This window comes from Nocardia sp. NPDC004260 (assembly GCF_053603155.1).
The window spans coordinates 1-16,865 of the sequence record NZ_JBSGEZ010000077.1; the positions used below are offsets into that span (position 1 = coordinate 1).

Below are 16,865 nucleotides of genomic sequence, written 5' to 3' on the forward strand. Positions count from 1 at the left end.
GCGACATCGACCGAAACACCTACAAGATTGAGATCGACGTCACCATCAACACCAGTTGACACCAGCCCGACCAGCCTATGTGAGCGGCATTGGGGTTAGGGCGACCGGGTCGTTCCGGGTGCCGAGCGTGGGCGGGCGCCGACTGCCGGTGTCCGTGGGTGGGGTGGACCGCTTCTGCGTCCCATCGTTCGCATCGGTGGGATCGGGGTCCGAGCTGGTGGTCGAAGGGTTTAGGCCGAGTCCGGTCAGGTCGATGGCGCCGAGGTCGATGCCGATCGGTTCGGGGGTCTCCGGATCGGATACGGGTGTGTTGGGTGGTTGATCGGTCGTGGTGCCGGATGCCGTAGGTGGCGGCATGGGCACTTCGAACCAGATGGTTTTGCCGCCGGCGCGTTCCAGGATCACACCCCAGACCGAGGCCATTGCTTCGAGCATGCCGAGGAAGAAACCGTGGGTGTCGGCGACGATCCCGGTATCGGCCCATTCGGCGGCTTGGTCATCGGTGAAGGCGGCGGCGCTGACGGTGCCCTGGGTGGTTGCCTCTTGTCGTGCGGGTAGGCCACGGCTGGTATCGGTGATCCCGACGCGAATCGTGTTTCCGTCGATCCGGATTCGTACCCGGGCGTCGCCTTGGTCGGCGTAGCGGTAGACGTTTTGGACGAGGTCGGATACGAGGACGGTCAGGTCGTAGGGATCAGGGTGGCCGGCCTGTCGCAAGCGCTGTCGTACTGCTCGCCGCGCGAGGTACGGGCCCCGTTGCAAGGAGTCCTGCGGTATGACCAGGTCGAGGATCAGTTCGCGGGGTGGTTGCGAGGGGTCGCTGGTGTCGGCGGTTTCGAAAAGCTTGAACCAGACTTGTTTTCCGCTGTCGCGGGGGAGCACCCATCCCCAGGTTTCGGTGTGTGTGTCGAGGAGGTCGACGGCGCGCCACTCGGGGCGGTTGCCGCTCTCGCGCGCCGGCAGGGTGCGGCTGTCGTCGCTGACGTGGATCTCGATCCAGCGTTGGCCTGTTTGTCCGTGGATGGCAGCGGAGATTTCGGGTGTCCCGCCGCCGTCGGCGCGGGCTTGCAAAGCGAGTTCCCAGGCGATGGCGGCGGCCCGGTCGGTGTGTTCGGCGATGGGCCAGTCGGCCAGCGCCCGGTGCAGCGGTTCGACGGCCGCGGCGATGTCCTGCAGACTCAGGCATCGGGTGGCGGTGTCGACCAGGTGACGGAGTTCGGCGGGCGCGTCCGGGCGGCGCGTGAGTGCGCGGAGGTGGTGCAGCGGGTCGCTGCTGATGCGGTCGGTCCATCCTGTACCCGGCTGGGGCAGGCCGAGGATGTGAGCGAGTTGGTAATCGAATTCTTCTGCCCGGCTCTGCCATTCGGCGCGCTGCTCGGGGGTGGTTGTGTCACGGGCGAGCTCCTGCGCTTTGGCTTCATGGGCGAGGCGGTCGACCACCCAGCCGGGGAGCCGGGTGAGGTCGGCTCGGTCGGCGGCGTCGCGGCGCTCGGCGTCGGTCATCGATCGCAGTTCGACATCGATCTGATCGAGTACCTGCTTGACCGCGCCGGGCAGGCCGTTCTGCAGGGCCGCAGCGACCTCCGCGGGGGTATGCGTCGCGGCCGTCATGGGGGTTTCGCGTGAGGGCGGCGTGTCCGCGGTGTCGGCATTCTCCGCATCGCTGTCCGGTAGCGGCTCGAATACCTGCGATTCGTTCGGGATCCAGTAGCCGAGCGCCGAAGCCGCAGTGAGTACACGACGCGCTCGTTCGGTGTGCGCCGGGATGCTGCCCCGAAGCACACCGTTGACCGTCGACTGGTCGACCCCGGACAGCTGCGCGACCTGGGCGCGGGTGGGCTGCTCCACGAATGTTCCAGGTACGAACTCGCCGTCTTCGAGTGTCGGCGGGGTGAACCGTTCCGCAATGAAGTCCGGATCGATGGTGATGCGCAGATGTGCCGGAATCTCGTAGCCGAGCCAGTGCGCGGCGACCAGAATGCGCTGTTCCAGTTCGGAGTGGGCCGGCTCGGCGCGATTCATCGCCTTGCCGACCGCGGTGGGATGTACCCCCGCCAACTTGGCCACGTCCACGGCGGAGGGCTGCCGGTCCAACTCCCAAACACCGAGTGCGAGAAAAGCTTCGGCCAGCTCGGTGATGCGGTCCAGGGCGGGGATGTTCGCCGCGGTGAGCCTGCGAAGCCTGGCGCGCACGTACGCGTGATCTAGCGCCCGGGGCGGGGTACCAAGCAGTTCGGCCAGTTCCGTGCGCAGTGCGTGCAGATGGGCGAACTCGATTTCCTGCGCCCGCGGGTACCAGAACCCGAGCTGATCGGCAGCGGCAAGCACCCGCCGCCCGACGTCCGAGTCGGCCGCGATGGTTCCCCTGAAGACCGCACTGACCGTCTTGTTGTCGACGCCGGCCGCGCGCCCGACCTTGGCCGGTGAAGGTTGTGCGGCGAAGCTGCCCGGTAGGAAGCGACCATTGAGGAAGCGCGGCGGAGTAAACCGGTCGCGGGCAAACGCCGGATCAATGACCTTCTCGTAGCCGGGCGATATCGGATACCCGAACCACTGTGCTGCGATAAGGACGCGCTGCTCTTCTTCGGTGCGCGCGGGCTTGCCGCGCTGTGCGTAGGTGTCGAGCACATGCCCGATCGACCGCTGGTCGACGTCGGCGAGCCGCTGCACGTCCGCTTTCGTCGGCCTCCGATCAGCATCGCGCTCGTCGAGCTCGAGGAAGATTTCGACCACTTCGACCACATGACGGAGTTCCGGTGTTCCGGTCGCATCGGCCACCATTCGCAGCACGGCCAACGGATCGTCGGCCGGCGGCGCGTAGGTGGCCCCCCATCCGGCGGTCGAAAGAATCTGGGCCAACTGCTGATTCAGTTCGGGGTTGGGGACGCTCGGATCCGATGCCATTCGGCGTGCAACCCATGACAGTACATCCGGTATCCGTCCCTGTTCGGCGATTCGGCGCCACCCGTCCGGGCCCAGAACCCGCAATTGGCGCTGCACGAGGTCGAGACCCTGCCGGACCGGCTCCTGCTGCACTCGAGCCGGGCCGATTCCCCATGCGGCGGCCAATTCCGCACGCAACGTCGCGATCTGCTGAGTGTCGAGGCGTCGACCGGGGTGGGTTTCCTCGGCGTCACCGCTGGTAGGCGCGGCCGAAGGGGATTGGGCGCCGGTGGTTCCGGTGCCGAGCGGCTCCGGCATCCGGAACACATGGCGTTCGGATCGGTTGTCGGCATCCCAGAGTTCGGCCAACCTTTCGATGTCGTGCCCTACGAAGAAGTTCTCGAGAGCGGCGGCGAGCGTCGCGATCTCCGGAGAGTCACTGATTTCCGCGACGCGATACAACTCGGCAGGCAGCTCGGTGGCGTCGTCGGGCAACGGACGCAATTCCGTAAGGCCGAGTAGCTGTGCGAGCTCGGAATCGAGCTGTTCGCCTCCGCGATACAGGCGATTTCGCTCTGTTGCGGACAGCGCTCCGCCATCGATTGCCTGGGCCGTCGACGATTGGATTTCCCGGTCCAACCGAATGCGATTCGCGATCCACGGTCCGAGCCGTGTGACCAGCCCGCCGCGGACTGCATGGGCAACTTCCTCCGAACTCATAGTCTGCAGTTGCGCCTGCACGGTGCTCACCGCTTGGCGTACCACCCCGTGGCGCAGCAGATTCGGAGCGATGCCGAGTAGGTCGCCCAGGAGCGCGCGTGCGGCCTCGGCTTCGGTCCGTGCTCGGTTGCCCGCGAGCGGATTCGGCTGAAGCCGACTGAGGTCCACACCGAACTTCTCGGCCAGGTGACCACGTGTCGACGCCGATGGCAGCCGCATCGTGCCTGCCTCGCGGCGAAGGTCGGCCACGAGACGGGGTGCTGCGCTCCGCAATACCCAAGCATCATCTCGCCTCGTGCGGTGTCCCAAAGCGTCGCTGATCTCCTCGAGGCGCACACCCCCGAAGTACACAAGTTCACAGTATGTCCGTGACTCGTTGGGCAACCGTTCGATCGCGCGGAGCAACGCCGCCAGATCACCCCTCATCGCGGCGGCCACCTCGCTCGGTACGCGTGCCTCGACTGCCAGCAGCAGCTCGGCATACCGGCGGGATCCGGGTATCGGAAGCTCGTCGACTCCCACCTGGAATATCGGTCCCCGTGACAGCCACCTGATCAACGTCCGCGGTACCTGGCCGCGCAGCGATCCCCGGACGCGGCCCATGATCCGCCATATCTCGCCAGTGGCCAATCCCCGCAGGTAGTCGAGTTCAGCGTATTGCCGTGGGACATCGGGAAGCGCGGCGATAGCTTCCAGCAGTGCCGGAAGGTCACCGTTTACTGCTTCCCTCAGTTCAGCGGGCAGGCGGGCCTCCACCGCCGCCCGCAGGTCGTCATACTCCGGTGATCCGGGCGGTGGCAGCATGTCGGTACCGAGTTCGAACACCGCTCCACGGGCCACAACTTTCGCCAGTATCGGAGGGACGGTTTCGAGCAGGTTCTTGAATGTGTTGACTTCGATGCCCAGCTCTCGCACCATCCGAGACCGCGGCGTCCCATGCAGGTAGTACGACTCGGCGAACCGCCGCTGCCGCTCCTCCGGCAATTGGGCTATTGCGCGCAGCAGCGCTGCGAGGTCGCCGTCCACCGCATCCCGCAACATCGCCGGCATGCGTCGCTCGACCGTGTGCCTGAGCTCGGCATAGCGCGGCGAGTCCGCCGGCGGCAGGCCGTCCAGCCCGAGCCAGTCATATTCCAATCCATCCGTGAGCTCATCGACGGACAGTGGTTCGGCTTCCTCGACACTGCCGGAACGCGATGTGAGCGACGCAAGGAACTCGCGCCGATCCGAGACCCCCACTTTTTGATAGATCCGCTCGGCGTGGGTTTGTACCGCTGTCTCGGATATCTGCAGCCGTTCAGCGATCTCTGTATTGCTCATGCCCTCGGCGAGCAAGGTGAAGACTGCTCGCTGGCGTTCGGTGAGCGGAAGTTGTCCGGGGTCAACCAGTGTGTCCGCGAGCTCATCGATATCGACATCCTCGATGCTGTCGAACCGTGTTGTGAGCGTCGCCAGCAACTCGCTTCGGTTCGATACCCTGCGTTTGCGGCAGATCCGTTCGGTGTGGTTCTTGACCGATGCCTCGGATATTTGCAGCTGTTCGGCAATCTCCGCGATGCTCTTGCCTTCGGCGAGCAAGGTGAGGACTGCTCGCTGGCGTTCGGTCAGCGGGAGCTGTCCAGGGGCGACCGTCATTGCCGCGTCTGGCAGGCCGACCGGCGCTGCCACGGGACTCGGAGTCTGCGAGTCGGCCGATTCCGAGTCGCGGGTGCCGGGCTCGTCGGGATCGAGATCGATCGCGACGGGGTCGTTGCGGTTGCCGGAGGTAGTTGCGCGCTGTTCTGCGTCGACCGTTCCCATCGGCCCGTCCGGGTGATACCAGAACCCGATCTCGTCGGCCGCACTGCGCACCAGCCGCATATCATCTTGCGTGCCCGAGCCTTTGACCACATCACGGACAGTGGCCTTGGCCGTGCCCGCTGCCTCGACCAGCTTGTCGCGAGACGGCTGCGGCTTGATCCGCGCGGGAACGAACTCGTCGCCGATCCAGCGCGCCGGACGAACGCGACGCGTCACGAAGTTCGGATCGGTGAGGGCCGCGATGTCCGCGCGGTCGGGCGGTACACCCAACCGGTGAGCCGCAGCCAGGACGCGTTGCGTAGTCTCGCCGTGCCACGGCTTCTTCGCGCCGAACCGTCCGTGGAACACGCTGCTGACATACGAATCGCCCACACCCGCCAGCCGGGCGATATCGGCTCGAGTCGGTTTCTGCTCGGTTTGGCTCGGGCGCAGGGTGAGGTAGCGCTCCGCCAGACGGCGAGTCTGTGGCGCGACGGTCTCGTCGGCGGCCAGCACCTCGGCGTGCGTGCGGGTCAGTTCGTCGTCGGCGACGCCCACCTGCTGCGCCAGCTGGCTGCGCAGCGTGTGGATCTGGACCGTGTCCAGCGGGACTGCCGCCAGAGGTTCGAGAGTGGCACACAGGAATGTCTCACTCGCGGCGACAAGGTGTTCCAGCTCCGGCGAGTCCGTCAGGCTCGTGATCCAGTACAGCTCGGCCAGCACCTCGCCCGTGGTCATCGGCCGGGGCGGGCTCAGGTCTTGCAACCCCAGCAGTGCCCGCAACTTTTGGTCGAGAGCCCGGCGCCGGTTATCGAAACCGTTCTGGTCCAATGGATCAGCCTCAGCGTCGGCCGCATCCTCGAGTCCGGATTCCTCGCCGTCGCGCCGCTCCAGCTCGGCCAGCGCGCCCTCGTGAGTGGCCGCTTCCTGATCCGCATGCAGTTCGAGCTGGGACCGGATCCATCGACTCAGTTCCTGACCGTCGATGCCGGTCACGGCGGTGGGCATGGCCTGTGTCTGTTCCGCGACGAGGGTGAGGGCGAGGCGTACAGCTCCCCGCGTCACCGCAGCGGGTGGCAGCCCGAGTTGCTCGGCCAGCGCGGTCTGGGCCGGGTCCGAGGCCACTTCGGCGGGCTGGGCCGATGGTGACTCGCCGGATCCGTCGATGTCGGCGGGGATGGGCGAGGCATCGTGGGAGTCGGGTGTCGACTCTCGGTCGGTATCCGTCGCCGTTGCCCGCCGCAGCGCGTCCGTGACGCGCGCCTGCAACTCCGGGTCCGGGGCGTCCGCGGGATCGTCGACGGCGATACCGCTGTGCAGTGCCCAGGCGACCAGCCCGGCGGTGTCGTCGATACCGAGTTTGGTGCGTAGGCCGCGCCGGATGTACTTCACCAACGGCACCGAGAGGCCCAGCTCTGCCGAAATAGCCGGGTTCGTGAACCGCCGGGCCACCAGGCGCAGGACACTGGTCTCCTGCGGTGTCAGACCGACGTCGGCCGTCGGTTCGGGTATCGGTTGCGGGTGTTCGGCCGACCATGCCCGCTGCGCCGCCATCAGGAGCACGGCCCGATCAGGGGTTCCGAGCTTCACCGCGATGCTGTCGAGTTCATTGATCACCGTGGCGTGCGATCCGCCCAACGTGCGAGCGATCGCATTGAGCGACAAGCCTTGTGCGGCCAGCCGCAGCACCTCGGGTTCACGCCCGGTCAGTTCGGAGGGGCGGGTGGCGATCCGAGATCGGAAGGCGCGCACCGTGGCCCAGGACACCGCTGCCGGATCACGGCTCGTCCCCGGCAGCGACTCGGCGAGCGCCTCGAGCCGCTCGCGCTGCGATGACGGTTCTCGTCGCTGCGCCGACACCCGGATCCGGCCGCGCGCACCGATCTTGTCGGCCAGTTGCCCCAGCAAGGGATCCAACCGGCTTTGCGGCATGTCGAGTGCGGTGGCGAGGGCGTCGGGTGGCGCTCCTTCGGTGACCAGGTGGAGCAGGAGCGCCTCGAATTCGCTCAGTTCGACGGTCCGCGCCTCTGCGCGAGGCGACTGGAGGCTACGCGCCCGGGCGGCGAGTTCCTCGTGATCCGAGGTGCCCAGCTTGGCCTGGATATGGACCCGATAGCCCCGTGCCGTAGCTGCAGTAACTCCCAGCTGGTCACCGATCGCCTGATCCGTGAGACCGGCCGCAACCAGGTCGAGAACCTCGCGTTCGCGGGGAGACAGGTCGACGTCCTTCCGCGTTGCCGCGGTGTGGGGATCGCCGGGCTGGAAGGCCCCCTGTCGCTGTGCCGCCAGCAGACCGGGCAGCCTGCCCTCGACACCCAACCGGCCGGGGAGCGCGGCCATGAACGTCCGCACTCGATACCGCGTCGTCGCCAGCTCGGTAGCGATTTCGCGATTGTCCAGGCCGTTCGCCGCCAGCTGGAGAATGGCGACCTCGTCCGGAGAGAATTCGACGTCGATGTGCGGGCCGGATGGTTCGTCCAGCCATCCCTCCCGATCTGCCGCGAGGACCGCGGGAATCAGGCTCGGGCAGCGGAGTTTGGCGCACGCACGGCGGGCATAACTCTGGACGGTTTTGTGCGAGATGCCCATAAGCGGGCCGATTTCGGGGTACAACAGGCCGCGCGCACTCAGGCGCAACACCTCGAGCTCCCGGAAGGTCAGCCCGCCTCTGTCGGGGATCGCAGCGTCGGATTCGGTCTGATCTGGCTGGGGCACAACCCGTTCGGGAGATTCCCCGGATGTCCGGACGCGAGCGACTGCCGAGGCGAATCTGCGAATCGCAGCCCATAGCAGAGGGTCCATGTCCTCGCCGGGATCCGGTAGCACCGCTGCGGCTGTCCGGTCCGACCGGCCCGGCCAGAACTGGCGCAGTACCCGCTGCTGGTTCGGGTCGAGCCCGGCCTCGCGGAGGGCGCGCCGCAGATCCTCTGGGTCGGCGTCGGCCAGGGCGCGAGCTACCGCATCGCTCCGTTCGATCGACGGGCCGGCGACGTAGATCGCCAAGATCTGCCGCCGGAAGCTGTCGAAAGCAGCACGCCTCGACGTCTGGGCTGAGCGAGGCAAGTCCGGAACGGGTTGCGTCGGGTCCGGCTGCACATTGTCGGGGTCGCCGAGGTGGATCGGGGCCGGGACAGCTGCCCGCGCGTGGGACCGACTGTGCTGCTGCCAGAACTCCGGTGGCAACGCCGACCTGTCGTCAGGTCGCGGTTCGGGCTTCTGCGCGGTGCCGTCCGGGGTCGATGTGACCGTGGCGCGGTGCTCCGCCTGGAGCCGGTCCAACTCATCGAGCACGAAACCGGTGTCCGGATTCAAATATGCGATTTGCTGTTCCGCGTAGTCGGCGCGCGCGGCGGGGGACATAGCGCGCCATCTCGCGGCCAGGGATGCGGACGGGCCGTTCGAGGCGATGCTCGTGCCGAACTCCGATGCAGCCGGGACCGGACCGCGATAGTCCGCCTGCACCAGTGCATTACGCTGTTCGGCTTCCCGCAACACCTGGAAATACGGAATGTCACGAAGCAGGGCCTGCAGTACGTAGGCGGGATGTGTGCGATCGGCCGGTGCGGTCCTGCCGAACGCATTGTTCGCCTCGGCCAGGGCTTCCGCGGGATTGAATACCGCGAGGTCACCCATTTTGGGCTCGTAGGTGCCCATTTCCGGCCCCTGCGCCTCTTCGCCCGCACGTATTCGGTTGTATTCCTCGCCCGCAACGATCCGGCTACGGGTATCGCTGTCGAGTTGGTCGAGCCAGGCGTCGTATACGGACTTCAGGTCGACCCAGCCCGTGTCTTCGGTTTCCGCATCCCATGGACCCTGGTGGGTCCGCCGCCGCGCGCTGGCAGCCCCGCCATCGTCTCTCCGGGAGAGTCCGGACTGTCGTAGCCATTCATCGAAAGCCGCTCGACTCTTGAATTCGTTCAACCAGATGTCGAATGCTGCGAACAGGCGGTCTCCATCGCGCCGCGTCTGCTTGACGCGGCTGTACGAATCGAGCTGCCCCAGCCAATCGTCGAAATCGAGGTCCGGCGCCAGCATGCCGGCCTTTTTGAACTCGGCGAAATGCGTGTACAGGAATCCGAATGCCCGTGCCTCTTTGGAGTCTTCGTAGTCCTTCCCCTGGACGGCTCCGTCTCGCAGGTGGGCAATCGGCTTCTTGTCGTAGAGCCCCTTCCGTGCTGCTCGATCCTGCAGATGGCCCATCTCGTGACTGACGGCGTCGTACGCTGGATCGCCGGTCGGGGCCATCAGGCGGCCTGCCTGCACCGCCTTCCGCATGGTGTTCCGGAATCTCTCCGGGTCACCGAAGAGGTTCTCGTTCAGGACCATGAAGGTCGGGGCGACCTCTCCGATGCCTTCGGGAGTCCAGATACAGGCACCGGTATTGCCGGCCATGGCGGCGACCAGTACGACGTCGAGCTTGATCTCCTGCCCTGCCGCGAAACCGTCGACAATCGCATTCCTGATCGACAGAGCCGTGTCGACGGAGATCTCCGGCTTGTCCAGACCGAGCACCTCGATGTCGAACTTCTCGAACAACTTCCGGGCAATGGCCTGCTTGGTCTTTCGATCGGCCTCGGCCGTCCGCGCGGAGTCCGCACGGTCGCGGTTCACGGCCGAGGGTTCCCGTTGCCGGGCCGTCGAATCGGCCGCCCGCACTGCGATCTCCTGCGCGACCCATCCGAAGAGGGTGACCTGAGCGTCGGTGAGGTCGTCGCTGCGGGATCTGGGATCGAGCGCTTCGCTGACGAGTCGGCGTACGGCGGGATTCAGGTGATTGAGGCTGTCGAGCCACGTGTTTCGCGCTTGGCTGAGCAGCCAGTCGCCGATGTCGATGCCCGGGGGGACTTGCCAGCCACCGGCGTCGGCGGCGCCGAGCGTGGCCCGGGCGACGGCGTGCGCCAGGAGCTGAATCCGCGTGGGTGGGGTGCCGTGCTCCGAATCCCCGCTGAGTACGGCACACATGGCCTGGGCGGTGGCTGGGCCGAAATGGCGGTCCAGGGCCTGCGCGGCGGACCGGTCGCCCTGCTGCGCCCGCTGCAATGTCTCGGTGCGGTCGCCGGGAGGCAGCTGGTCGAACGGGACGGTGGTGCCCGCGGCGGCCGCCAGGACGGGCTGGGCGGTCGGCACCTGCGCGACCAACTGGGCGACGGCCGCGGTGTGCGCGTCTTCGAGCCGGTGTCCTTGCTGCAGCACCGTCCCGGCGTCGGTGACGAGTTGGCGCTGCGCCGGATCGAGTTGATTCAGGCTGGTGTGCAGAAGATTTTGTGCGGTCTCGCGCACGTGGTCGGCGACGTCGGCGCCGATGGGGATCCCTTGCGACTCGACCTGATCGAATGCCGCGTCGCGGACGGCCTGCGCGACCGGCAGCAACGGCGCGGCCGCCTGTCCGCCGGGTGCGTCCAGCACCCGCAGGAGGTGGCGGAGGGTGCTGTCGCCGTGCTCGTCACGCAGGTTGGGTACGACCGGTGGGTTACCGGAAGCCAGGTTGGATGCCGCCCCGGCGGCGAGGCCTGCGACGGTCGGGACGGGGGTGCCGTTGTGGGAGGCGGCAGGTGTGTGCGCGGTCGCATGTGGAGCGGTCGCATGCGGCGCCGCGGTCGCTGCGGATTGGGGAGGGGGGTGCTGGGGTTGCCGGGTCGCGGTGCCATGTGCGTCCGTGGGTGGGGCGTTGGCTTGGTTGGCGCTCGCGTACTTGGAGGCGAGCTGATTCTGCTCGACGGCGTCCTTCATCGCCGGGACGGCATGCTTCCACAGGTTGTTCTCGGCGTTTCGCAGCGCCGTTTCGGTCCTGTTGAGTTCGATGCGCGTCGCCTCGGTGTTGAGGGCTTCGTGCTGTTCCTGGGCGGCCCGGTGGGCCTTGACGGCTTCGGTGTACTGAACGATCTGCTGCGTGACGCCGTGGTCGGTGACCCGGCCCAGAAAGTCCTCGGGGGAGACGTAGTGCACCGCCGAACCCGGGGTGCCGCCGTGCTCCCGGTCGTCGCCGGATCCGCCACGGGCGCCACGACCATCGACCTGGTCGTTCACCCGCTCGGAGTACGACGGCCCGCCGCTGACCTTGACGTCGACACCGCCGAGATCGATCACCTCCTGCGACGGTGTCGGGTCGGCGCCGCGGCCTCCGTCCTTGTTGGTGATATAGATGGTGCCCTTGTCCCCGAATTCCTCGATCTTCTGCCTGACCAGGGCCTCGGCGTCGGCATTGCTACCGCCGTGCTCGGCGTAGAACTCCGCATCGACCACCTCGAATTTCAGCTCGAAGTCCGCGCCGTGTTCTTCCCTCGCCGCTGTGCGGAGCAGGTCGATCAGTCCGATCCGCCCGGCATCCGGGTCGCCCCGGATTTCGCCGTTGTCCATGCACACGACCCACTGCGCACGGCCCGTTTGCTCCCCGTCGACAACATGTGCGTCCCGCACGATGTCGCGGGCCAGCTGAGTGAGTTTCGCATGGGTGTTCTCGTAGAATTTCGGCGGTTCCACGACGCGTTGCGATGTATAGAACGTCGGAAGCTCCGGCACCGGCCCCACGCCGTACAGGTCGTAGGTGATGCCCTCGACGCCCTTCATGGTCCCCGACAGACCAGACGGATCGAACAGCAATTTGCTGCCGATCAACTGCTGATCCGACATGCGCAGCGAATGTTCCTGATTCGCCCGGACCGGCAGCCCTTCCTTGAGGTCGACGAACTGACCGACGTCCTGCCAGCGCACCTCGGTCGACTTCGTCCTGTCCCACATCGCCTTGTCGTTGGTTTCGTGCGCGAGGATGCCGATCTTCGCGCCCTCGCCTTCGTCCGCCCGGGTGATGTAGTGCGTGCCCTTCTCCAGCCCCCAGCGGGCGTTGGCGGCATCGGCGTACAGCTTCAGCTCCGAGGCGGTGACCGGTCCGCCCGCCACCTTCTCCAGCTTGGCCACCGCCGCCGGGGTCGTTTCCGCGGCCCACATTCCCCGGGTGTGCTCCGGCCTCTTGAAATCCGCTGCCGTCAAACCGTGTTCACGCTCCGCGGTCGTCAGCCGATTCCAGATGCCCTGCAATTCGGCGCGCACCTCGGGTGGGGCCTCCTCCGCCGCCCCAGGGGAAAGTACGCATTCGGAATTGCCGTCGAAGATGGTGTCGAATTCGTCGACGGTGAGCTTGCCCGCCGGGAACGGGTCGTACCGGAGGTCGAGACCGTGGGCGGATGCCGCGGTATCCAGCCTTTCCTTGATCAGATCGATCGACGGTTTCGTGTTGAGGAAATCCCGCAGTGCCGTCACCTCCTGGTGCGACATGCCACTGGCCGCGAGCTCGTTCATCATCGAATCCGCGACCTTCAACGCCCGGAACAGGTAGTCCTCCTTCGTGCCGACGACGATCCGGCTACGGCCGGGCACCGGATCCGGCAGCGGACCGTCCTGATCCATCCGGACCACATCGATCCCGGTATCCGACTCCGGCCGCGCCACGAATGCGTGCAACTCACCGGCCAACTCACCGGCGAGCAGATCACTGCTGGTCCATGCATGTGCGGTGCCGTGATCGATGGCGTCGGACACCTTCTTCATAACCATGACGATGGTCTTGCCCTCACCGGTCTTCATATCGACCGGACCGTGCTCGAGCAGCAGGAACGCCGCGGCCTGCGTCTCCCGCACGAGCCGATGCCGGTCGTCACCACGGCGAATCCATTCCGTCATCGCCGCGACGCGCTCCTCCCTGGACCCCCGCACCATCGTGTCGGCCAACGACTCCGGTGATGCGTTCGCCAACGGGCTCGTACCGTCGGCCGTACTGCCCGGCTTCCGCAACTCCCCGATCGCGCGACCGGCATCCAGGGCCGTGCGTACCCGCTCCTGGGCGACCACATCGAACACGGCGTCGCGATCGGTGAGCACCCCGGCCTCGTAGTCGTTCATCAGCGAAACACCCGCGTTGTCCGAGATTTCGACCAGGTCGTGGGCTCTGGCCCGGGCTGCGGCGTCATGCTGGGCCACCGCCGCCTCGTACGCGTCCCGGCACTCGGCCAACCTCGCCTGAGCCTGCCGGAGCTGTTCCTGAGCGGCCCGCGCGGCTTCGACCTGCACCCGATCCTCCGCAGTGCCCCGCCCGAACAGCTCGCGTAACTCGTCGCCGAGGCCGACGCGGGTGGCCCGCTCATGCTCCTCCGCCACCCGTACGGCTTCCTCCTGCCGCTGCAACTCGGCATGGGCGGCCCGCTCGCGCTCGGCCGCCCCTTCGACACGCTGCCGGTGGTGTTCGCGCACCAGGTCGTTCTGCTGCCGCTCGGCCGCATTACGCTGCTCTACTTCGGCTCTCGCCCTCGCACGCGCGTCCGCGGCGGGGTCTTCGTCGCGGGCGGTGGGCGGAGCATCCGAATCTCCCTGCGCGCGAGCGGGTTCGGGCTCAGATGGTGGCGCCTCCGCGTCGTCGGGGGTATCGGATCTAGTCTTCGCCTGCTGCTCACTCGCACTGTCGTCGCTCGCTCGACCGCCGGGGACATCGTCTCCGCTGGTATCGGACTCACCGGGCTTCGGTTGCGATGGTCCCGCCTCGTCGACTACATCGGGATGACCCTTGGCCTGCTGCCCTTTCGCGCTGTCGTCGGCCGGGGGTGCGTGCTCCGGTGCATTCGACTCATCCGGATGCGTGGCTCGCGCGGTCTCGTCGCCTGTGGTGCCGTCGGCCGTGCGACCGTGCTCAGAATCCGGTTCGGCGGCCGCGGGCGGTGTGTTCCGGTTGTCGTTGTCGGTGGCGTGGGCGGCCGCCGACCCTGACGGGGCATGGCCGTCCTCGGCCTGCCCGCGCGCTCCTTCTACCGGTTCGACGGCGGGAGGGCGCTCGGCGGCAGCGTTCTTCGGGGCCGACACACGTGGCGGCCGACTACCTCCGGCAGCAGCGGGCGAACCACCGGCAGCGGGTGTGCCGGGCTGGACGCCTGCGGCCGGTCGCGCCGGGCCGCCCGACGGCTGCGCGGCCTGCCGCTGCGGCCCGGCCGCGTCCACGAACCTGTCCCCGCCGGGGGAGCGCGGACCGGAATCACCGCGCTGCGGAGCGGGCGACAGGTCGGTGGTGATCGTCATGGTCGGGGACACGTCGCGGTCCGATGACAGGCCCTCGGCCGAATCCTTCTGCGCCGCCGCCGGTGCCAGCTCGGGCCCGGCCGGTTCGGGATCGGTGGCCACGTCAGGAACCCGTTGTGCCACTTGCTCCTCGGTCGCCGACACGGTCGCGCTCTGTTGCGCCGATGCGTCGTGCGCGTCGGCCGTGACGGGTCGTGTACCGGCTTGCTCGTCCGCTGCGATACCTCGTTGCCGAACCGATGACCACGGCCCTGCCGCCGGATCGTCGCTTCGGGCATCCGCGACGGCGCGGCCTCGCGCGGCCGCCGGATCGTCGCCTCGGGCATCCGCTACGGCGCGGCCTCGCCCGGCCGGACCCTCGCCCGCCGTGTCCCGGCTGCCGGGGTGCGGGCGGGCCGTGGCGGCGGCGTTGTCCGCCACCGCGGCGTGCTCTGGCGCGGAAGGCGGCTGCGACGAGGTGTTTTCGGGACCGACCCGGTTGCCGTGAGCCGACCCGGGCGCGACATCGGCTGGTCGAGCATTGCCTTCGCCGGTATCCGCGGGGTGTGGTCGCACCGAGTGGCCGGGTCCGGCTGCAGGGTGATCGTGTTCGGGGGTCTGCCGTGCTGGGCTCGCGTTCTCGGCGGTGCTGTGATCCGAGTCGCGTAGTGCTGGAGGCAGTTCCCCGTCGACAGGAGCTTCAGCGGCGCCGACGGTCTCGGAATCCGGTCGTGCGGCGGGAGCGTCCCGTGACCCGGGCGCCTCCGCCGATGTCGGATCCGTCCCGATACTCGGCACGCCGACCGGGTTGACGGTGGACGCGATGGCGGCCGCGGGGAAGGTGACGGTCTTGACCGGATTGACGTTGTCGATCAGTGCGCCGGGCATGCCTGCGGGTGGTTCCCAGTCCACGCTGTTGTTCGGGACGGAGAACGGCTGCTCCGGAGGCGGCTTGTACTCTTTCGGCGGCGACACATCGGGCGGTTGATTGCCTCCCTCAGCCTTCGGCGTTGTCCCTGTAGAGGACGCGGGGGCCGGCTCCGCGGGTGTGGCAACGGCGTCGGAAGGGGGCTTGACAGACTTGACCGGGTTGAGGTTGTCGGGCGACAAATTCGGCACGTTCGCGGGCTGCCAGTCGGCATTGTTCAATGGGAGCGTGGGACGGACCGGGGCGTCCGCGGTTGCCCCGGTTTGGCGCAGCAGCGCCACAAGATTGTCGATCTGTTGTTGCTGATGGGTGTGGGAGGCGTTGTTCGGATCGAAGTCAGCGGTGACGATGCCATGCGAGCGCAGTGCGTCGACGAGCGAACCAGGCGACGCTTCGCGCCTGGTGACAACCGGTGCGGCAGCGGGGTCGGCAGTTGTGTCGGGAAGTGGTGCCCGGCTGCGCATGCCCTGTGCCGCGAAGGCTGCCGCGCCGATGAATCCGCTACCGATACCGGGGATCAGGCCCTCAGTGAAGGCCTTGCGGCTGAACGGCTGGTCCGACAGCGCAAGCGAGACGGCGGTGCCGCCGAGAGCGCCGACGGCTCCGGCTCCGGCGCCGACCATGGTGGTGCCGGCGAGCTGCAGGGCCACCCGTCCCACGGTGCTGTTGGCGTTTGCGCCGATGGTGGCGACCTTCGGCCCTGCCCAGAGTCCGAACAGCATGCCGAATAAGCCACCGACGGCGCCGGCGGCCGTGGCCACGCCGACCGACGTCCAATCCATCTGTTCACGGTCCCCCTTGGCAACCTGAACCGCTTGGGCGCCGGCTTGGGTGCCGCCGCCCATTGCCACCCCCATCACGACTCCGTTGCGCAGCAGCACCATCGAGCCGCGTTCCGCGGCCAGTTCCGCACCGCGCCCGGAAAGGAACGCCACGAACCTCATCCACAAGCGCTGCGCAGCGGTCCGGGTCGCCATCTGTGCTACGGCGGCCTGGATCGGACCACCGGCCACGAACATCAGTGCGCACCGGGCCAGCTGGAGAGCCAGGATCACGGCCATGCTGATGATGACCATCTTCTGCAGCTCGGTGGCGTTGGCGCTCTCGTAGAGCTGCCTGGCGAGGCTGTCGCAATTGGTGGCCTGCTGCCGGAAGCGATCGGCCGTGCGCCGGTGCTGGTCGGCGATCGCGGCGACGGTGTCGCCGTGTGAGCCCTCGGGCGGCTTTGCCTTGGCTTCGTGATATTCAGCCCGCTCACGACACCATTCGGCCTTATCCGACCACGCATCGGCGGCGCGTCGTTCCGCGTCCTCGTCGCCCAGAGGGAAGGACCCGGCTACACACATCACTACGGCCGGGGGCAGCCAGGCCGGCAAACGCAGCGTCATGTGGGCTCGCGTTCGTCGATGCCTATCCGGCAAGCGGCTCCGTGAACGCTACTGCTGCCGCCATCGCACGGTCGCATCCGGATCCCATGCCCTTCCCCCGGCGGGAAGTTCCTCTCCGGTCGTCGGCA

Annotated in this window: 1 protein-coding gene; it reads right to left on the reverse strand. The window is 67.6% G+C overall.

The features are described 5' to 3' along the window. Positions 1–75: 75 nt before the first annotated feature. Positions 76–16,737 (reverse strand): LuxR C-terminal-related transcriptional regulator, encoded by a 16,662-nt coding sequence (locus tag ACWEO7_RS31640; RefSeq protein WP_452428674.1) that lies wholly within the window; start codon positions 16,735–16,737, stop codon positions 76–78. Positions 16,738–16,865: the final 128 nt, after the last annotated feature.